Here is an 18,395-nt window from a genome sequence, read left to right on the forward strand (position 1 = left end):
CTGGCTCCTTAGATCTGCGAAAGAACAACTGGTAGACAGTCTATGAGATCGCTGGCGATGAGCCCGTCTCGATAGCCCAAAGCACCAGCGCGCCCATGCAAGTGTGCGGCGGCTGCGGCGGCCGAAGCCGGTTCCAGGCCACGCGCGATTAGGGCTACTAACATGCCCGCCAACACGTCACCGGTACCAGCAGTTGCCAGACGTGCGTCGCCTGAAGACACCACGAAAGCACCCCCGGACGGTCGCGCCACCACGGTATTGGGCCCTTTCAACAACACGATTGCCCCGGATTCCTTGGCTAATCGCCGCGCTGCGGCCAAGCGATCATGCCCAGGGGCCTCCCCCATCAGGTGCGTGTATTCACCGTCGTGGGGAGTAAGAATGGTGGCCGCGCCTCGGTCACGCATTATTTCGAAAGTTTCATCTTCCAGCGCGCCCAAGCCGTCGCCATCGACCACGACTGGTAAGACCGACGCTGTCAGGAGACGAGCGATTTCTCGGCGCAGCTCTGGCCCGCGACCTAAACCCGGGCCAACCAAAACCGACTTGAAGCGTGTCAACTCTTTGGCTACGCGTCCACCCCACCCCACCGGAGATAACGGCCAGCCGACCGCCTCAGTTGGCCGAGCCGGATCGGCTTCTACCCCCGGGGCCGACACCCGAACGTATCCCGCCCCACATCGTTGCGCGGCTCGAGCAACCAGATGAGAAGCGCCCATCATGGTAGGTGAACCGGCCACAATCCAGACCGCGCTTTGCCATTTATGCGAATCACTAGGTCGGGTAGTTAACCAGGCGGCGACATCGGCGTCGGTTATCTTCCACGCTTGAGCCCGACTGGCATCAAGGCCGATATCGGCTACTTCTACCTCGCCAGCTAACTCCCGTCCATCACCTTGTAGCAGCCCCGGTTTGTACGCTTGAAACGTTATAGTTCGGTCAGCTTTCAAGACCCCTGGGTTGGCTTCTCCGCTTAGCCCATTAACTCCCGATGGTAAATCGACAGCCAGTACTGGGATCTGTCGTGAAACAACCGGGGCTACAAACCCAGGTCGGGCTCCGGTGCCAAGCACCGCATCGATGACTAAATCGGCGTGGCGAATTTCTTTGGGCAGCTCACCCAAATGATGAATCGTGATGCTGGCACCTTGGCTGGACAAAACTTCAGCAGCATATTCACCGTCACGGCCATTGTTGCCAGGACCGACCAAAACTACAATCCGCTGGCCGTAGACCCCGCCCAACATTGCTTTGGCCGCTCGTGCAGTGGCATAGCCAGCCCGTGCGATCAGCACGTCAGTTGAAACCGGCGCTTCGGCGTCGATGGCCGTCATCTCTTGTGGCGTAACGATGGGAGTCATATGGCGATCACCGTAGCTTGAGCCACCAAATCGGTGTGCGACAACGAAAGCAACCAACCTGAGACACCGTGTTCAGTGGCCACCATCGCTCCACGATTGTGTAGTTGAAGGCTGGGCCGCCCGCTTTGGCCGTCGCGCACCACCTCAATATCAGCCAACGGGATGCCGCCTAAGCCCAATCCCAGCGCTTTCAAAGTGGCTTCTTTGGCTGCGAAGCGCACCGCTAAACGCTGGGTAGGGTCGTGCTGTTGATTGGCGTAAGCCACCTCAGCTTCGGAAAACAGTCGGTTTACTAGCGTTGGCCGCCGTGCCAAGACACGTCGAAAACGCTCAATATCGACTAGATCAACACCTAGTCCGATCAACTAGCTTCAGGCTCCGCAGCCGAGGTAGTGGGCTCCATCCGGTTAAGCACCAGCGTTTGACCTCCACCGATCCGCCAAATTTTGGATTGGCGAGGTTAGAAGCTCTACCACTGGAACCGTTGACAACAAGTCATCGCGGAAAGTGGGTTCGGTTTCCATCACCGCATCGCGTAGGGCCCCATATCGGCCGCGGTAGCCCATCAAAACATGACGGGCCACATGCTCATCCACCGTGTCATGCAAAAGCACGTGGACCAAGGTCATACCAGTGGTTTGGTTACCTTTGATTTCCGGCACCAAGACCGTGGTTCGACCGTCACTTCGACCGACATTTACATAAACACTTCGCTCTGCCGCTACCTGGTGCTTAGTACCAACCAGCCGCGGATTTCGCTCGACTCGTGATGGAATATCACGTGCGATACCGCCTTTGTCGACCACCGTGATGGTGGCGGCTAAGTCGCCCTCACCACCCGGAACCCCATCAATGGCATAGCGGGTGTAGCCAAGCACCTCATCGACAGCCTGGTCGAGATCGGCCAGAACCTTCAAGGCGGTGTACGGAAGGCGGTCGCGTGGCGCTCCGGCTTCAACCACTGAACGCACCAGCGGCACCTCAAGCAGCGATTCATCAGAACGGCTAATACCAACGGTGACCGTCTTGGCTTGATGGCGAATGGCATCAACCGGTCGGGTGAGCTCTTCTATGGCCCGGGTCAAACCTTCCATCAGGTCTTCCACTAGCACCACTGGAGTGCCAACTTTGCCTTGTTCTAACTCGTAGGTATCAAGCGGGAAGACCCCGGTGGCGAAACGCAACAAACTGGCCACTCGAACAGCCATACTCGACTCGAGATGACCGTCATATTCGCCGGAACGCACTCCGTCAAAGAACCGTGTTGCCGGTGCTACCAACACCTCACGCAGCGACGCAAAAAGTTTATCGACATCGGATTCGGTTGAAAGCAGCTCTTCCACACTGGCACGTGCTTCACGAAGTGGTTTTGCCAAGGCGTCGATTGCCAGCGCCGCTTCATAACCAAACAAATGACCGGCCATAGCCGCCAAAATGAATCCGAGGGAAGGATGTACGGCCGGAAGCCCAATAACATCAGGAGTCGAACCAAAACGGTCGGCGTCGGTGGTAATTACCACCGGCGAGGCTTTGTGGGTGCGATAGATGGCTACTTCTTTGGCCACATCATCCAGGTTTGAGGTGGACAGCCCGGTAGCGCACACCAGCACCATAGGCTCAGAGGAAAGGTCAATATGCTTCTTGTCTTCGGTGCTGTCACAAGCGATGGCCTTGTAACACAGCTCCGACAACTTTATGCGCACCTCTTTAGCGGCTATTAGGTTTCGCCCGTTTCCAACCACGGCCCAATATCGCCTCGGTGGTGCCACCCGCGCCGCGATACGGCCAATACTTTCTCGCAACGCCAAAGTGGTGGTCATGGCATCGGGCAAGTCGCGCAGTGAGCGCAAAATTTCTTGGGCTTCGTCGTCTTGTTGCGAAACACCGAGTTCTTGGGCGATGGCGGTCGCCAGTAAGAAACTTGCCGCAATCTGCGCGTAGAAGGCTTTGGTGGAAGCCACGCTGATTTCTATGTCACGACCATCAGAGGTGTAAAGCACACCGTCTGACTTGTCGGTTAAGTCGCTTGAGCGACGATTCACAATCGACAACACCCGAGCTCCCCGGGCCCGAGCCAAATCAACTGTTCGGTTAGTGTCGGTGGTGGTACCCGATTGGCTTATGGCCACTATTAGGGTGTCTGACATGTCGGGTCGTAAACCAAAACCCGAGAGTTCGGTAGCTAAAGTCGACTCCACACGGAAAGTACTTTCAGCCACCAAATCAGCCAATACCGCCGCTAAAGCAGTTCCGGCCACTGAAGCTGTACCTTGACCAATGGCTATTAAGCGTTGAATCTTGCCGCTGGCTAGATCGTCTCGGATTTGTTGGGGAAAGGTTGTTGGGGAAAGGCGAACCTCAAGTAAACCGTCTTGGTTAGCAACCAGCTTGCCCCGCAAGGTTCGGCGGAACGAGGCTGGGGCTTCACCTAGTTCTTTCAAAAGGAAATGCGCGTTTTCACCGCGATCAATGTCGCGAGTTGTAATGCCTGGTGACACGATTTCATCAGGTGCAATCGGAAGTTCGGCACCACTGAAGCTGGTGCGAGAAATTCCTTCCACCTGCCCTGCCAAAGCAGCGTCAAGCACCAAAATCTGGCCTCGAGACGAGCCCGGATTGGCAGCATCAGCTGGGGTATCGCCGTCCATTCGCAGATAGCTAGAAGCTTCTTCGATAACTCCATAGGGTTCGCTGGCCACGATAAAAGCTTCGTCGGCTAAGCCAACATAAACGCCTTGGCCGCTACCTCGAAGCGCCACATATAGGCGCGAGAAGTCACCTTCAGCGGCTGCCGCTACGGCGACCGAGCCTTCCAAACGTTCCACGCTGTCACGAAATGCTTCGGTGGTGGCTACGCCTTCGGCCATCCGACGAGACATCAGCACCGGCGCAACTTTGGCATCGGTTGTGATCTCAGCGGGGATGTTTAAAGCGTCGGTGGCTTTAAGGTCGGCGAAATTATCGATATCACCATTGGCCACGATGCTCACAAACGGTCGGTCCGTAGCACCAACTTCAATCGAGTCGAGCGGGTGCGCATTAGGTTCTGAAACCACCCCCACTGCCGCCCAACGGGTGTGTGCCAGAACCAGAGCAGTAGCGCTAGTTCCATTTAACGCCAGCTTGAGCAGACCATCACGACGAATTTGTTCTCGGAGGACCCGCGTGTTGTCGCCAAGTTCGCCAATTTCTGCGGCCACTTTGTAAACGAAAGCCACCGCCTTGGGCAACACGCGCACCGTGCCAGAAACAAAAGCGTCGCTGGTTGAACGCTGCGCTAATTGTGAGTTGACAGCCGGGTCGGTGGTGTCGAGCCCATGGTTAGAGATGATGATCTCGACTCCGGCTGAATCACGACCGCGTACCTCCATGCGATCGATAGCCGAGAGGGCCGCCACGATGCTCAGGTAACCTCCGAGGCCTGCATCGCCAAGCTCGGCCCCACCGAGAGCCACCACAGTGTCTAGGGAACGTAGCCGATCTCCTCTGATAGCCCAGGCCGCGTCTTTCAACCGAATAATGGCAGCATTCAGCAGCTCTAAGCGGTCATTGGCGGCCACCAAACCCTCGTCGAGCTGAGCTTCAAGGGTTGCTACTCGCTCTTCAATTTCTACGATCTCTAACCGTAAAGTCGCGGCTAATGAAGGGTTGTCGAGCAGTGTTCGAGCTCCGGCTGCGCCGCGCAGGGCGGTACCGGCAGTTTCGAGTAGTTGAGCGATTTCGGAAAGCTTCTCGAGCGGGTCCTGGGTAGTTAGCGACCGTGCACGCAACAAGGCGTTGGCCACGGCACCAGATACTTCTTCCGGCGCTGGGGCCTGGCGGATTTCGGGACGTCGTACTACTGCAATGATCCCGCACATGTGTTTTATCTCTCCTGTCGGGTTGCCCGCTCCAAGAGATTATTCTATGGCTGGCTTGAAGAGATGTCAGAGCGATTAGCCGACATTTCCACCGCTCCGGCTTCAACCGCTGCTACAAGTTCATCCACAGCAGCTTCAGCAGCGCTTTGTTCTTCTGCCTCAACCATGACCCGAATAACTGGTTCGGTGCCGCTGGCCCGTACCAACACTCGGCCTCGCTCACCTAGATCGCGTTCCACTCGACTTACCTGGTCAGACAATGCCGACACCAGCGCCGATGCTTTCACCGCCACCCGAACGTTTTTTAATACTTGTGGGAATCGCACCATGGCCGCAGCGGCAAGCTGGCTTAGGCTTTGGTTGCTCCGCGACAGCAGATCTAGCAGTTGCACTCCGGTGAGAATGCCATCGCCGGTTGTGGCTAAGTCGCGAAAAATAATGTGACCTGATTGTTCGCCGCCGAGCAACCAGCCGCCACGTTCTAGGGCTTCTAGCACGTAGCGATCGCCAACTTGGGTTTCGACAACACCAATTCCGTGATCGGCCAGTGCCAACCGCAGACCCATATTCGACATCACGGTCACCACCACGGTGTCATCGTCGAGCAGTCCTCGGGCCTGGCGATCTTTGGCCAGCATGGCCACAATTTCATCGCCGTCTAGAAGGGCACCGGTTTCATCGACCGCCAACATGCGGTCAGCATCGCCGTCGAATGCAAGGCCGATATCGGCACCATGGGACAAGACGGCCGCCTGTAAATCAACCGGGTGGGTGCTGCCACATTCTTCGTTGATATTACGACCATCAGGTGTGTCGTGCAGAACGTTCACTTCTAAGCCCAAACGGTGCATGATGGCAGGCGCATGAAACGAAGCAGCCCCATTGGCGCAATCAAGCACCACCTTAAGGGGGCGGAGAGGTTCGCTCACCGAGTGAATAATAGAATCGGACCAACGCCCCACTTGGCCATCAGCCGAATGAATTTGGCCAACTTTCAAGCCTGCTGGTGGCGTGACGTCGTCGGTCTCGGGGCCGCCACGGAGCAGATTCTCAACCTGAAGTTCCAGGCGTTCTTCATCGGCGTCGCTAAGCTTCATTCCGCCCGCTGCAAAAAGCTTGATGCCGTTGTCAGAAAACGGGTTATGTGAGGCAGAAATTACTGCACCGGGTAACCCATCGGCAGCACAAACCCAAGCAATTGTGGGCGTCGGTACTACACCTAGAAGATCAACATCGACACCCTCGGCAGCGAAACCGGCTGCTAGGGCGGCTTCAATCATAGGACCGGAATGTCGGGTATCACGCCCAATCACCACTCGCCCTACCCGGCCAGCATCAAGAACTCTGGCAGCTGCTCGGCCCAGCGCCATAGCTAATTCGGGGGTGAGCTCGACGTTGGCCACACCTCGAACGCCGTCAGTACCGAAGCGAAGAGTCATATGCTATTCACGACCTTTATACGCGAAATTGGCCACCAGATAACACTATCTTGGTGGCCAATTTTTAAAAGAAAGCTTAACGCTTCGAGTACTGAGGCGCCTTGCGGGCCTTCTTCAGACCGTACTTCTTAGATTCCTTCTCACGAGCATCTCGAGTAAGGAAGCCCGCCCGCTTAAGGACTGGGCGCAAATCTTCATCGAGTTCGATCAGGCCACGAGCAACCGCCAAACGAACGGCGCCAGCTTGACCGGAAGGGCCACCGCCATGCACGTTCAGGTCGATGTCGTAAACCTCATTCGTCTCGGTGACATTTAACGGTTCCGAGAGGATCATTCGGTGGGTGGCCCGCGGAAAGTATTCTTCGAGCGGGCGACCGTTGGCCGTGATTTTTCCAGTTCCAGGACGGAAACGTACACGCGCCACCGCTCGCTTACGACGACCGGTTGCTTGAACAAGTGGCAAAGTCATTAAATCAATGTCCTTAAAGAGAACCTAAGCTCGCTAGGCCTCGACCCGACGGGCCTGGTTGAGCACAAGCTCGTTCGGAGTTTGTGCAGCGTGCGGGTGGGTAGGGCCAGCGTAAACCTTGAGTTTTCCGAGCATCGCAGCACCCAAACGATTCTTAGGCAACATGCCACGAACGGTGCGACGAATGGCATCTTCTGGCGAACGTGCCAATTCGTCGGCATAGCTGCGTGAGCTGATACCGCCCGGATAGCCAGAGTGACGCCAAACACGCTTGGTACCGGCTTTGTCGGCGCTGAGCACTACCTTGTCGGCGTTAACCACGATTACATGGTCGCCGCCGTCGACATGGGGGGCGAAGGTGGGCTTATGGGTACCCCGAAGAAGGCGTGCTACTTCGGTAGCCAAACGGCCAAGCACTAGATCTTCGGCGTCGATGACGTACCAGTTGCGCTGGATGTCGCCGGGTCGAGGGGTAAAGGTACGCACGCGTTAACTTCCTGGGGTGTTCGAGAAAATGTTCTGAGTCTGGCCGAAGCATGGGGCCATCGCTGAACCCGCCTTAGGGGCAACGAGAAACTCTATGCCGTAGATAAGCCTAAAGGCAAATACCGGAATAGCTTACTCTCCCTCATAATCAACATGCCAAAGCGTTAAACCTTGTGGCGGTGCTAACTGGCTCGCAGCGGAGCGATCACGAGCTCGAAGAATGCTTAAAACATCGCCGGGATGTTTGGCTCCTAGGCCACATTCAGCTAACAGGCCTACAATGCTACGAACCATCTGGTGACAAAATCCGCTGGCCACAATTGTTAAGCGCAACAAATCGGCTTCTGGTTGGTCCCACTGTAGCGACGTAATTCTACGGACCAAAGAAGGTATTTTACCCTCAACTGGTTTTGGTTTGCGACAAAACGAGGTGAAATCGTGCTCACCTAGGAGCGGATCACCAGCCATTTGCAAAAGAGCCAACTTCAGCGGCTTTTCGATGTGCCAAGCCCGATCAACCAAGAAAGGGCTAGGCAAAGCTGCGTTGTGGATGAGATAACGGTAGCTTCGACTTCGGGCTGAGAAACGGGCGTTGAAGCCCGGTCGCGCCACGCTGGCCTGACGCACCACGATGTGAGGCGAGAGCATCTTGTTGAGTGCCGCCTGGAATGCTGTGGGCTCGTAGCGCGAGGCGTTGGCTTTGAAACTCACCACATTGCCCCAGGCATGTACACCCTTATCGGTACGGCCAGCAACAGCTAAATGTACTTCGTGTCCCAAGAAGCGTTCTGCCGCATCACGAATGGCGCCCCCGACTGTCGGAACACCAACGTTAATGGCAAAGCCGTGGAAAGCAGCGCCGTGGTAGGCCACCAATAAACGCGCCGTAACGGTGTCCTCGGGCGCGCCGATGCCGGCGGTTTCCTCGCCGGCATCGAACAGAGTGGGGGTATCAAAAAGTGATTGGGACATTCAGACCCAATACCACTACGACTTGGGGTTCCGCAGACTAAACCAGCTCGATACGAGCTGTAGGCGCATTGTCGCCGGAGCGAGGACCAAGCTTCAAGATACGGGTATAGCCGCCGGGCCGTTCTGCGTAGCGGGGGCCGACCTCGTCAAAGAGTTTGGCCGCAACTTCTTCATCACCTAGGAATGCCACGACCTGACGACGGTTGTGTATACCGCCTTCCTTGGCCTTGGTAATCATCTTTTCGGCCACCGGACGCACGGCGCGAGCCTTGGCTTCGGTGGTTACGATGCCCTCAGCAGCGATTAGCGATGCTACTAAGTTGGCCATCATAAGACGTTGGTGAGAAGCGCTACCGCCAAAACGGCGGCCCTTCTTAGGAGTGGCTGGCATGATTGAATCAGTCCTCTCCGCGGAGCTTCAAACCCCGCTCATCGAGTTTTGCAGTTACCTCATCGAGAGACTTCTGACCAAAGTTTGTGATCGACAAAAGATCTTCATGAGACTTGGTGAGAAGTTCGCCGATGGTCTCGATTTGTGCTCGCTTGAGACAGTTGCGAGGACGTTCTGATAGTTCGAGGTCGTCGATAGGAAGGTCGAGGTCTGGAGACCCCGAGCCGGTGACACTAATTTCGCCGAGTTCCAAACCTTGAGGTTCGTCGCTCATCTCTTCTACTAGTTGCACCAAAGCACGTAGCGTGGCGCCGGCTGAAGCCAAAGCATCGCGAGCTGAGATGGAACCATCAGTTTCAATGTCGAGCACCAAACGGTCATAGGCCGTTGATTGTTCAACACGGGCCGCTTCAACATCGAAGGTGACGCGACGTACCGGTGAGAAAATTGAGTCGACCGGGATAACCCCGATAGTGGTGGAACGCTTGTTTTGTTCGGCGGTGGCATAGCCACGGCCTTGAGCCACCGTGATATCGAGAGCCAAGCGAGCCGAACCCGAAATGGTAGCGATGGCCAGTTCGGGGTTCAGAACCTCAACATCTGATGTGGTGGCAATATCGGCAGCGGTGACGTCTTTAGGTCCGGTCACATCTAAACGAAGCACCACCGGCTCACCGCTTTCTACGCGGAGCACGAGGTCCTTCAAGTTTAAGATGATGTCGGTTACGTCTTCGACTACGCCGGGAATGGTGTCGAACTCGTGGAGAGCATCGTCGAAACGAACCTGAGTAACCGCGGCACCAGGGATAGATGAAAGCAACGTACGACGAAGCGAGTTGCCAATAGTGAACCCAAAGCCAGGCTCTAGGGGACCAACGGCGAACAAAGCGCGAGCCGTGTCACCGTCTCCAAGGGCTTCGATCGTTGGGCGCTGAATGACGAGCATTTAGAAAGTACCTCTAAAAGGCGGGAGATGGCTGTAAGAGCTAATTACTTGGAGTACAACTCGACAATGAGCTGTTCACGTACCTGAACGTCCACGTGTTCACGAAGTGGTAGCTCGCGAATTGTTACCTGGAAACCACCGTCAGCAACTTCGAGCCACGGGGCTGGGGTACGAGAAAGAACATCGAGATTAAAGGTGACCACTACCATCTCACGGGAGGCGTCTTTAAGTTCGATAACATCGCCCTTACGAACCCGGTAGCTGGGAATATCAACCCGCTTGCCGTTGACCTTCACGTGACCGTGATTCACAAACTGGCGAGCTTGGGGCCTAGTGGCAGCCCAACCAGCGCGGTATACAACGTTGTCTAACCGAAGTTCGAGGAACTGGAGCATGGTTTCACCAGTAACCCCTTCTTTGCGGTTGGCCTCTTTGTACAGGTTACGGAATTGGCGTTCGGTCAGGCCGTAGGTCATACGGGCCTTCTGCTTCTCTTGGAGCTGCAGCAAATATTCCGAAGCGTTGCCACGACGACGGGTACGACCGTGTTCACCCGGTGGGTATGGCCGCTTTTCCATGGCCTTGTTTTCGCCCTCGGTACCCCAAATGTTGGTACCAAGACGTCGTGAAATACGGGCCTTAGGGCCGGTGTAACGTGACATGTCAGACTCTCCGGCGCTTGGGTTGACGACAGCCGTTGTGCGGCACGGGAGTGATGTCTTTAATACCCGTGACTTCAATTCCGGTGTTTTGAATAGAGCGAATGGCGGTTTCACGGCCCGAACCGGGGCCTTTAACTACCACGTCCACTTTGCGAACTCCATGTTCCATAGCGGCACGGGCACAATTCTCTGCGGCCATCTGTGCGGCATACGGGGTGGACTTTTTCGAACCTTTAAATCCGACAGCGCCAGCAGATGCCCAAGAAAGGGTGTTGCCGTCTTGATCGGAGATCGAAATGATCGTGTTGTTAAACGAACTCTTGATGTGGGCAATACCGTACGTAACGTTTTTCCGTTCACGTTTACGTGGTCGCCGCCCTCCAGGGCTGCTCTTGGCCATTACTTAATACTCCAAAGAGTGGTAGTCGAGGTAATCAAATCCGTTAACGGACCTTCTTCTTGCCAGCAACGGTCCGCTTAGGACCCTTGCGGGTACGGGCATTGGTGTGGGTGCGCTGACCACGGACCGGAAGACCGCGGCGATGACGGATGCCTTGGTAGCAACCAATCTCCATCTTGCGCTTGATGTCCTGCGATACGTCACGACGAAGGTCACCTTCAACCTTCAGGTTAGAGTCGATCCAGGTACGGATCTGGTTGACTTCTTCGTCGGTTAAGTCGCGGACACGTGTGCTTTCATCAATCGATGTAGCGGCACAAATTTGTGCAGCGGTGGTTGGCCCAATTCCGTAGATATAGGTGAGTGCGATTACAAGCCGCTTCTCACGTGGAATGTCTACGCCTGAGATTCGTGCCATTTCAGCCTTGCCTCTGCTTGTGTCGAGGATTTGTGCAAATAACGCGTACGGTGCCGGTACGGCGCACCACCTTGCAGTTCTCACACATCTTCGTAACGCTGGGTCGTACCTTCATAAAAGATCCTTCAGGAACCAAACGCCCACGGCGTCGGGGTCGATCCTGTCAAGAACAGGACAAATTACTTATAGCGGTAAGTGATGCGACCGCGGGACAAGTCGTAAGGCGTGAGCTCTACTTGGACGCGATCTCCTGGGAGAATACGGATGTAGTGCATCCGCATCTTGCCGGAAATATGGGCCAACACCTTGTGGCCATTTTCGAGCTCTACCCGAAACATGGCGTTGGGTAGTGGCTCGATGACCGTTCCTTCTAGAACGATCGCGTCTTCTTTGGGCTTAGCCAGGGCTGTCCTCCAGATCAAACCATTTCTCTTGCCACCAGGCACCATGAAAGAGCCCGGAACAAGACCGAAGTTATACGTTAGCGCAACTATCCCGATTGGCCAACTTCAAACCGGCTATTATATGCCGCCATGGATCGATAGCGTGCACCACTTGTCAAAGCAGGTCACTTTGGTGTTCACAGCAGAGTAAGAATTTCAGGGCCATTGGCGCCAACTGCGATTGTGTGTTCAAAATGTGCCGAGAGTTGCCCATCGGCAGTAACAACCGACCAATCGTCATCTAACAATGCCGTTTCAGCCGTTCCGGCGTTCAGCATTGGTTCCACAGCAAAGACATTGCCTTCTTGGATTTTTAAACCGCGACCGGCACGTCCAAAGTTCGGGACGTCGGGGTATTCGTGCATAGCTTCCCCGATGCCATGCCCCACGTATTCTCGAACCACTGAAAATCCGGCCGCTTCCGCTACGCCTTGGATCGCTTGGCCTAAATCGCCTAAACGATTGCCGGGTTGTAGTTGGGCAATACCGGCTTTGAGTGAGGCTTCTGTGACTTCCAATAAGCGCAGCACTGGTCTTGCGACCGTGCCAACCGGAGCGGTGAAAGCCGCATCTCCGTGCCATCCATCTACGACTGCGCCGCAATCGATGGAGATGATGTCGCCTTCTTCTAGCGGCACATCGTTCGGAATGCCATGCACAATCATGTCATTTGGCGAGGCGCATATTACCGCTGGAAACGGTGGCGAACCGTAACCTAAAAAATTAGAGGTGGCCCCTCGGCGTTCCAGCACCTCACGGCCAATCTGATCTAGTTCGGCTGTGGTAACGCCGGGACGGATAGCGGCGCGAATGTCGTGATGCATTTCCGCCACCACTCGACCGGCACGCCGCATTTTCTTGATCTCATCCTTCGTACGACGGGGTACGCCCCCTCGTCTCATAGAACTGGCCGGATCCGATCGATAGCTTCCACCAGCCGGGCGAAGATTTCATCGACGGTGCCAAGCCCATCAACCACGAGCAGCATGTCGCGTTCTTCATAAAAGCGGATTAGCGGTTCAGTTTGGGCTTCGTACAGAGCTAAACGGCGATCAATTGCTTCTGGGGTATCGTCGGCGCGGGCCCGAAGCTGCATACGGGTACGGACTTCATCAAGTGGTACGTCAATGTTGACCACCGCTTGCAACGCATCGCCATTGGGCATAGCAGCTAAGGCTTCGGCTTGGGCGACAGTGCGAGGGAAACCATCAAGCAGGTAGCCACTAGCCACAGCATCGTCTTTGGCCAAGCGTTCGGTTACCACTCCGACCATTACGTCGTCGGGTACCAAATCTCCGCGGTCCATAATCTCGCCGGCTTGGCGACCAAATTCGGTGCCTTCTTCCACGGCACTTCGCAGCATGTCACCGGTACTGATATGTGGGGCGCCGTAGTGTTCCGACAATTTAACGGCCTGCGTGCCTTTGCCAGCGCCTTGGCGGCCAAGCAGCACCAGTCTCACTGCGCTCATTTTAAGAATCCTTCGTAGTTGCGCATCATCAGCTGACTATCGATTTGTTTAACGGTTTCAAGGGCCACACCAGCAGCAATCAAGAGCGAAATACCACCGAAAGCAAACTGCGACTGGCTGCCGCTAGTTACCTGGCCAAGAACAATGTCAGGAACCAGGGCTACCACCGCAATGAAGAGTGCACCCGGCAACGTGATTCGTGACAAGACCCGAGCGAAATATTGTTCGGTTTGAATGCCAGGACGGATACCTGGAATGAATCCACCCTGCTTGCGCAACGAATCTGCTTGTTTGGCCGGGTCGAAAGTTATGGCCGTGTAGAAATAGGCGAATCCGACGATCAGCAACCCAAAGATAATGATGTAAAAGATATTGTCGGGGGCCAAAAGGTTGTCGTTCACCCAACGACGTACGGCGTCACCCCAACCACTATTGGGCAAGACTTGTGAAGCGAGAAGCGGCAGGTATAGCACCGAGCTGGCAAAGATTACCGGGATTACACCTGACTGGTTCACCTTCAGTGGGATGTAGGTGTTTTGACCGCCGTACATACGGCGACCCACCACACGCTTGGCAAACTGGACCGGGATCCGACGCTGACCTTGTTCCACAAACACGATGGCCGAGAGGACCAAAGCCAAGATGATGACCACGAAAGTTAATGTGACATCGCCCGACTCGGCACGAATTTGTGCGCCTTGGGCGGGGAATCGACTGATAACCGAAGCGAAGATGATAAGCGACATGCCGTTGCCGATCCCACGCTGGGTAATGGTTTCGCCCATCCACATGATCAAGGCGGTACCAGCAGTCATAGTGATGACGATTAGCAGTACGCGTGGAATGGTGAACTCGGTTAGGAGCGCTAAATCGCCACTAATGAAGCCACCGCCACCGTTAGCAAACAAGAAGGTAAAGCTAGTGGATTGCAATACCGCAATGGCCACCGTTAAATAACGTGTCCATTGGGTCATCTTGCGTTGTCCCACCGCACCTTGTTCTTGCCACTGTTCTAAACGCGGAATTACCACGGTCAAGATCTGCATAATGATCGAGGCCGTGATGTAAGGCATGATGCCTAACGCGAACACCGAGAAGTTGGTTAGCGCACCACCCGAGAAAAGTTGCAAGAAGCCCAAAGCGCCACCGCTTTCGGCCTGGGTACGCAAAATGGCCAGCTGGTCAAGGTCGAGACCTGGCACTGGCACATGGGATCCAAAACGGTAGATGGCGATCATCGCCACGGTGAAGAGGATCTTGTTGCGCAGGTCGGGGACCTTGAACATATTCCTCAGGGTCGTCAGCACGTGACCTTCCTCACCTTCAAAGCACTAGATAACTGTCAGCTTTACGACAGGATAGTTAATAAAAATGGTGCCACCGGAATTCACCGGCGGCACCGCGTATTTTAGCGGTTGGTGTGAGCGTTGCCCTTGGCGGGCGGACGTCCATGACCAAAAGGCATTGGAACTATCTCGATGGTGCCTCCAGCTGCGGTGATCGCAGCTTCAGCAGATTTCGAAACCGCATGCACCTTGACCGTAAGCGCAGCAGAAACTTCGCCTCGGCCGAGGATCTTCACGTAAGCACCCTTGCCAACTAGGCCACGCTGATACAGCGACTCGGGTGAAACTTCAGTGAGTCCACTTTCAGTGAGTGTGTCAAGGTTAACGGCCTGATACTCCACCCGGAACGGGTTCTTGAAGCCCCTAAGCTTCGGTACCCGCATGTGCAGTGGGTTCTGACCACCCTCGAAACCTACCGGTACGGTGTTACGAGCTCTTTGACCTTTAGTACCGCGACCAGCAGTCTTACCGCCAACGCCACCGATACCGCGACCTACTCGTTTGCGGCGACGGTTGGAACCCTCAGCCGGCTTGAGATCGTGGATTTTCATTCTGAAACCTCTTCCACAGTTACCAAGTGCGGTACCCGCGACAGCATGCCACGAATTTCGGGACGGTCGGGCAGGGTGTTAGTAGCCCCCAAGCGACGTAGACCGAGTGCACGTAAGGTTCCGCGTTGTTTGGGTTTTGTACCAATGGCGGAACGGATTTGGGTAACAACTAATTGTGCCATGGCTATGCCACCTCAAATGGTTCAGGGGCTGGGCCGCGCTCGCTTTCGCGATAGGCACGAAGCAAACCGCCAGGAATGCAATCTTCTGGGTCGAGACCGCGCATCTTGGCAATTTCGTCGGGACGTCGCAGGGCACGCAAACCGTCAATGGTGGCACGAGCGACGTTCACGTGGTTGGAGGAACCAAGTGACTTACACAACACATCACCAATGCCAGCTTCTTCCAAAATTGCACGTGCGGCACCACCGGCAATGACCCCGGTACCTTCAGCAGCAGGCTTCAACAGCACACGGGCTCCACCAACGCGACCAGTCACAGAGTGCACGATCGTGGTGCCAGCTAGGGGCACTGTGAAGAGATTTTTACGTGCTTCTTCGGTGCCTTTTTGAATTGCTAGGGGTACTTCTTTGGCTTTGCCATAACCCAGGCCAACCCGACCATTGCCATCGCCAATTACTACCAACGCCGTGAAAGAGAACCGACGACCGCCCTTAACCACTTTGGCTACACGGTTGATGTCGATTACCCGCGACTCACGCAGTTGGGCGTCGTTGGCCGAATTTCGGTTTGTTGCCATTAGAACTCCAGTCCGGCGTCACGGGCAGCATCAGCTAGGGCTGCAATACGGCCGTGGTAGCGGTAACCGCCACGGTCGAAAACTACTTGATCAATGCCAGCCTCTTTGGCACGTGCCGCCAACAAAGCACCAACCTTAGTCGCCGCTTCTCTACTGGCACCCGCCATGTCACCAAGATCGGCTTCTAGCGATGAAGCCGCCGCCAGGGTGTGACCCCGACGGTCATCGATGACCTGAGCTGAAATATTCTTGTTGGATCGAAACACAGCGAGACGAGGACGTTCGGCCGTGCCCAAGACCTTCTTGCGAACCCGACGATGCCGACGGATTCTGGCCTCTCTTTTAACTTTAGCGCTATCGCTCATTCTTGTTCTTCTCGCTTCTTGGGCTACTTAGCCGTCTTACCGGCCTTGCGCAACACCCGTTCTCCGGCGTATCGAACGCCTTTACCCTTATAGGGCTCGGGCTTACGCAGAGCGCGAATGTCGGCAGCTACCTGCCCCACTACCTGCTTGTCGATACCAATTACACCAATGTTGGTAGGCGAAGGGACCTCAAAGGTGACACCCTCGGGGGCCTCGATACTCACCGGATGGCTAAAGCCCAGGGCCAAATCAATCACACTGGATGACTTGGCTGAGGCCCGGTAACCAACACCGACAATTTCAAGGTCTTTGCGAAAACCTTCGCTAACCCCAACGACCATGTTGGCAACCAACGAACGAGCGAGACCATGCATAGCTTTGGCGTCGCGCGACTCTTCGTTTCGTTCCAGCACGATCTGCTGCTCTTCTTGACGCAGGCTGACAAACTCTGGCAGGTCGTAACTTAGAGTACCTTTCGGTCCTTTTACCGTTACCGACCCATTTTTTTCGGTGACCTCAACCCCGGCGGGCAGAGCTACTGGAGACAAACCTATTCTTGACATTTTGCCTTCCTCACCAAACGTAACAAAGGATTTCGCCACCCATGCGACGCTTGCGAGCTTCGCGGTCGGTCATCAATCCTTGACTTGTAGATACAACTGCTACACCCAAACCGCCAAGCACCCGAGGAATCTCGCCGGCCTTGGTATAGATGCGCAGACCAGGCTTAGAAATACGGCGAAGCCCAGAGATAATACGGGCACGATCCTGGGAGTACTTCATGGTAATGGTAAGAGTACGACCAGGGCGTGAATCGTTGTCTATGGCATTGAAGCCGTCGATATAGCCTTCTTTGAGCAGCAGCTCAGCCAAAGCTTCCTTCAGCTTGGAGGAAGGCATGGCCACATCGTCGTGCATAGCCACATTGGCATTGCGCAGACGAGTGAGCATATCGGCGATGGGATCTGTCATTGTCATCGTCTTACCTCCTCACCAGCTCGACTTCTTCACACCTGGCAATTCGCCAGAATGAACCATTTCCCGCAAACAAATTCGACACAGTCCGAACTTCTTAAAGACCGAACGAGGCCGACCGCAACGGCGGCAGCGTGTGTAGGCCCGGACCTTGAACTTAGGGGTTTTTTGTTGCTTGTTAATTAAAGCCTTCTTGGCCATTACTGCCCCTCACGTCGGAACGGGAATCCGAAGGCAGCCAATAGTGCACGCCCTTCAGAGTCAGTCTTTGCGGTGGTCACGATGGTGATATCCATACCTCGTGTCACGGTTACCTTGTCATAATCAATCTCTGGGAAAATCAACTGTTCAGTCACACCAAAGGTGTAGTTGCCATGCCCGTCGAACGACTTGGTGGGTAGTCCGCGAAAGTCGCGGATACGGGGAACTGCGAGGCTAATCAGCCGATCGAAGAACTCCCACATGCGGTCACCCCGCAGAGTCACTTTCACCCCAATGGGGTTGCCTTCACGGAGCTTGAAACCTGCAATGGATTTCTTGGCTCGAGTGATGACTGGACGCTGGCCGGAGATAATGGCCAAGTCTTCCAGGGCACCTTCTAGCAGCTTGGCTTGTGAAGTAGCTTCACCAACACCAATATTCACCACAATTTTTTCGAAGGTTGGTACTTGCATGACGTTGCTTAGACCAAGTTCGGCCTGCAAACGGTCACGCAGCTCATCGTTGTAGCGCTGCTTTAACCGGGGCGCAGCATAGGTAGATGTCGTCACTTGATCTCTACTCCTGTGCGCTTGCAGATGCGAACCTTGGAACCGTCAGCTTCCACTCGGAAGCCAATGCGAGTGGCTTTACCGTCTTTGGGGCTGATGATGGCAACGTTTGAAACGTCAATGGGCATTTCAATGTCGAGAATGCCACCTTGGGTGGTTGCCGAAGTGGGCTTTTGGTGTTTGCGAGCCACGTTGACGCCGCCTACCACAACTTTGCCGTCTTTGGGCAGAGTGCGTGAAACCACGCCTTCTTTACCTTTGTCTTTACCGGCCAAGACCACAACGCGATCACCGGCACGAATTTTCATGG

General features: G+C 55.2%; 26 protein-coding genes. All 26 read right to left on the reverse strand.

Annotated features, from left to right (window positions below; all coding sequences use genetic code 11):
- Nucleotides 1–8: 8 nt before the first annotated feature.
- The 26 genes from WC184_12015 to rplX all read right to left on the reverse strand — a co-directional run bounded on the left by WC184_12015 (nt 9) and on the right by rplX (nt 18,393).
- Nucleotides 9–1,361, reverse strand: coding sequence for an NAD(P)H-hydrate dehydratase (locus WC184_12015; GenBank protein ID MFA7478592.1), 1,353 nt, complete (start codon nt 1,359–1,361; stop codon nt 9–11).
- Nucleotides 1,358–1,726: a holo-ACP synthase gene (locus WC184_12020; GenBank protein MFA7478593.1), complete on the reverse strand. Its 369-nt coding sequence runs from the start codon at nt 1,724–1,726 to the stop codon at nt 1,358–1,360. Before WC184_12020 ends, WC184_12015 begins: the two co-directional genes overlap by 4 nt.
- Nucleotides 1,727–1,768: 42 nt before the next feature.
- Nucleotides 1,769–5,221 (reverse strand): SIS domain-containing protein, encoded by a 3,453-nt coding sequence (locus WC184_12025; protein ID MFA7478594.1) that lies wholly within the window; start codon nt 5,219–5,221, stop codon nt 1,769–1,771.
- A 44-nt stretch (nt 5,222–5,265) separates the two neighbouring features.
- Nucleotides 5,266–6,660: a phosphoglucosamine mutase gene (glmM, locus tag WC184_12030; GenBank protein ID MFA7478595.1), complete on the reverse strand. Its 1,395-nt coding sequence runs from the start codon at nt 6,658–6,660 to the stop codon at nt 5,266–5,268.
- A gap of 76 nt (nt 6,661–6,736) precedes the next feature.
- The gene (rpsI, locus tag WC184_12035) at nt 6,737–7,129 is read right to left on the reverse strand and encodes a 30S ribosomal protein S9 (GenBank protein ID MFA7478596.1); all 393 of its coding nucleotides are present in this window, start codon (nt 7,127–7,129) and stop codon (nt 6,737–6,739) included.
- A gap of 33 nt (nt 7,130–7,162) precedes the next feature.
- Nucleotides 7,163–7,615 carry a 50S ribosomal protein L13 gene (gene rplM, locus WC184_12040; protein ID MFA7478597.1) on the reverse strand — a complete coding sequence of 151 codons (453 nt, stop codon included), beginning with the start codon at nt 7,613–7,615 and terminating at the stop codon, nt 7,163–7,165.
- Nucleotides 7,616–7,747: 132 nt separating this feature from the next.
- Nucleotides 7,748–8,587: a tRNA pseudouridine(38-40) synthase TruA gene (truA, locus tag WC184_12045; GenBank protein MFA7478598.1), complete on the reverse strand. Its 840-nt coding sequence runs from the start codon at nt 8,585–8,587 to the stop codon at nt 7,748–7,750.
- A 37-nt stretch (nt 8,588–8,624) separates the two neighbouring features.
- Nucleotides 8,625–8,978 carry a 50S ribosomal protein L17 gene (gene rplQ, locus WC184_12050; protein ID MFA7478599.1) on the reverse strand — a complete coding sequence of 118 codons (354 nt, stop codon included), beginning with the start codon at nt 8,976–8,978 and terminating at the stop codon, nt 8,625–8,627.
- 7 nt (nt 8,979–8,985) lie between these two features.
- Complete coding sequence (locus WC184_12055; GenBank protein MFA7478600.1) at nt 8,986–9,924, reverse strand: DNA-directed RNA polymerase subunit alpha; 939 nt, start codon at nt 9,922–9,924, stop codon at nt 8,986–8,988.
- Between the two features lie 44 nt (nt 9,925–9,968).
- Nucleotides 9,969–10,586 carry a 30S ribosomal protein S4 gene (gene rpsD, locus WC184_12060; protein MFA7478601.1) on the reverse strand — a complete coding sequence of 206 codons (618 nt, stop codon included), beginning with the start codon at nt 10,584–10,586 and terminating at the stop codon, nt 9,969–9,971.
- 1 nt (nt 10,587) lies between these two features.
- Nucleotides 10,588–10,986, reverse strand: a complete 399-nt coding sequence (rpsK, locus tag WC184_12065) for a 30S ribosomal protein S11 (protein ID MFA7478602.1) — start codon at nt 10,984–10,986, stop codon at nt 10,588–10,590.
- 43 nt (nt 10,987–11,029) lie between these two features.
- Entirely contained in the window at nt 11,030–11,404 is a 375-nt protein-coding gene (gene rpsM, locus WC184_12070) for a 30S ribosomal protein S13 (GenBank protein MFA7478603.1), read from the reverse strand.
- A 1-nt stretch (nt 11,405) separates the two neighbouring features.
- On the reverse strand, nt 11,406–11,519 hold the full coding sequence (gene rpmJ, locus WC184_12075) for a 50S ribosomal protein L36 (protein MFA7478604.1): 114 nt from the start codon (nt 11,517–11,519) through the stop codon (nt 11,406–11,408).
- Nucleotides 11,520–11,583: 64 nt separating this feature from the next.
- A complete protein-coding gene (infA, locus tag WC184_12080) occupies nt 11,584–11,808 on the reverse strand; it encodes a translation initiation factor IF-1 (GenBank protein MFA7478605.1) in 225 nt (74 codons plus the stop codon).
- Between the two features lie 176 nt (nt 11,809–11,984).
- A complete protein-coding gene (gene map / locus WC184_12085; protein MFA7478606.1) occupies nt 11,985–12,749 on the reverse strand; it encodes a type I methionyl aminopeptidase in 765 nt (254 codons plus the stop codon).
- The gene (locus WC184_12090; GenBank protein ID MFA7478607.1) at nt 12,746–13,318 is read right to left on the reverse strand and encodes an adenylate kinase; all 573 of its coding nucleotides are present in this window, start codon (nt 13,316–13,318) and stop codon (nt 12,746–12,748) included. The genes map and WC184_12090 overlap by 4 nt, the downstream gene beginning before the upstream one ends.
- The gene (gene secY, locus WC184_12095; GenBank protein ID MFA7478608.1) at nt 13,315–14,604 is read right to left on the reverse strand and encodes a preprotein translocase subunit SecY; all 1,290 of its coding nucleotides are present in this window, start codon (nt 14,602–14,604) and stop codon (nt 13,315–13,317) included. The genes WC184_12090 and secY overlap by 4 nt, the downstream gene beginning before the upstream one ends.
- A 122-nt stretch (nt 14,605–14,726) precedes the next feature.
- A complete protein-coding gene (gene rplO, locus WC184_12100; protein ID MFA7478609.1) occupies nt 14,727–15,215 on the reverse strand; it encodes a 50S ribosomal protein L15 in 489 nt (162 codons plus the stop codon).
- Nucleotides 15,212–15,397, reverse strand: coding sequence for a 50S ribosomal protein L30 (rpmD, locus tag WC184_12105; GenBank protein ID MFA7478610.1), 186 nt, complete (start codon nt 15,395–15,397; stop codon nt 15,212–15,214). Before rpmD ends, rplO begins: the two co-directional genes overlap by 4 nt.
- 2 nt (nt 15,398–15,399) lie before the next feature.
- Complete coding sequence (gene rpsE / locus WC184_12110) at nt 15,400–15,975, reverse strand: 30S ribosomal protein S5 (GenBank protein ID MFA7478611.1); 576 nt, start codon at nt 15,973–15,975, stop codon at nt 15,400–15,402.
- Nucleotides 15,975–16,340: a 50S ribosomal protein L18 gene (gene rplR / locus WC184_12115; GenBank protein MFA7478612.1), complete on the reverse strand. Its 366-nt coding sequence runs from the start codon at nt 16,338–16,340 to the stop codon at nt 15,975–15,977. Before rplR ends, rpsE begins: the two co-directional genes overlap by 1 nt.
- Nucleotides 16,341–16,363: 23 nt before the next feature.
- Nucleotides 16,364–16,903 (reverse strand): 50S ribosomal protein L6, encoded by a 540-nt coding sequence (gene rplF, locus WC184_12120; GenBank protein MFA7478613.1) that lies wholly within the window; start codon nt 16,901–16,903, stop codon nt 16,364–16,366.
- Between the two features lie 10 nt (nt 16,904–16,913).
- Nucleotides 16,914–17,318 carry a 30S ribosomal protein S8 gene (rpsH, locus tag WC184_12125; GenBank protein ID MFA7478614.1) on the reverse strand — a complete coding sequence of 135 codons (405 nt, stop codon included), beginning with the start codon at nt 17,316–17,318 and terminating at the stop codon, nt 16,914–16,916.
- Nucleotides 17,319–17,330: 12 nt separating this feature from the next.
- Complete coding sequence (locus WC184_12130) at nt 17,331–17,516, reverse strand: type Z 30S ribosomal protein S14 (protein ID MFA7478615.1); 186 nt, start codon at nt 17,514–17,516, stop codon at nt 17,331–17,333.
- A complete protein-coding gene (rplE, locus tag WC184_12135) occupies nt 17,516–18,085 on the reverse strand; it encodes a 50S ribosomal protein L5 (protein ID MFA7478616.1) in 570 nt (189 codons plus the stop codon). The genes WC184_12130 and rplE overlap by 1 nt, the downstream gene beginning before the upstream one ends.
- Nucleotides 18,082–18,393 (reverse strand): 50S ribosomal protein L24, encoded by a 312-nt coding sequence (rplX, locus tag WC184_12140; protein ID MFA7478617.1) that lies wholly within the window; start codon nt 18,391–18,393, stop codon nt 18,082–18,084. Before rplX ends, rplE begins: the two co-directional genes overlap by 4 nt.
- Nucleotides 18,394–18,395: the final 2 nt, after the last annotated feature.

The sequence above is a fragment of the Acidimicrobiia bacterium genome, from assembly GCA_041676705.1.
Classification (GTDB): Bacteria; Actinomycetota; Acidimicrobiia; order Acidimicrobiales; family SKKL01; genus Actinomarinicola.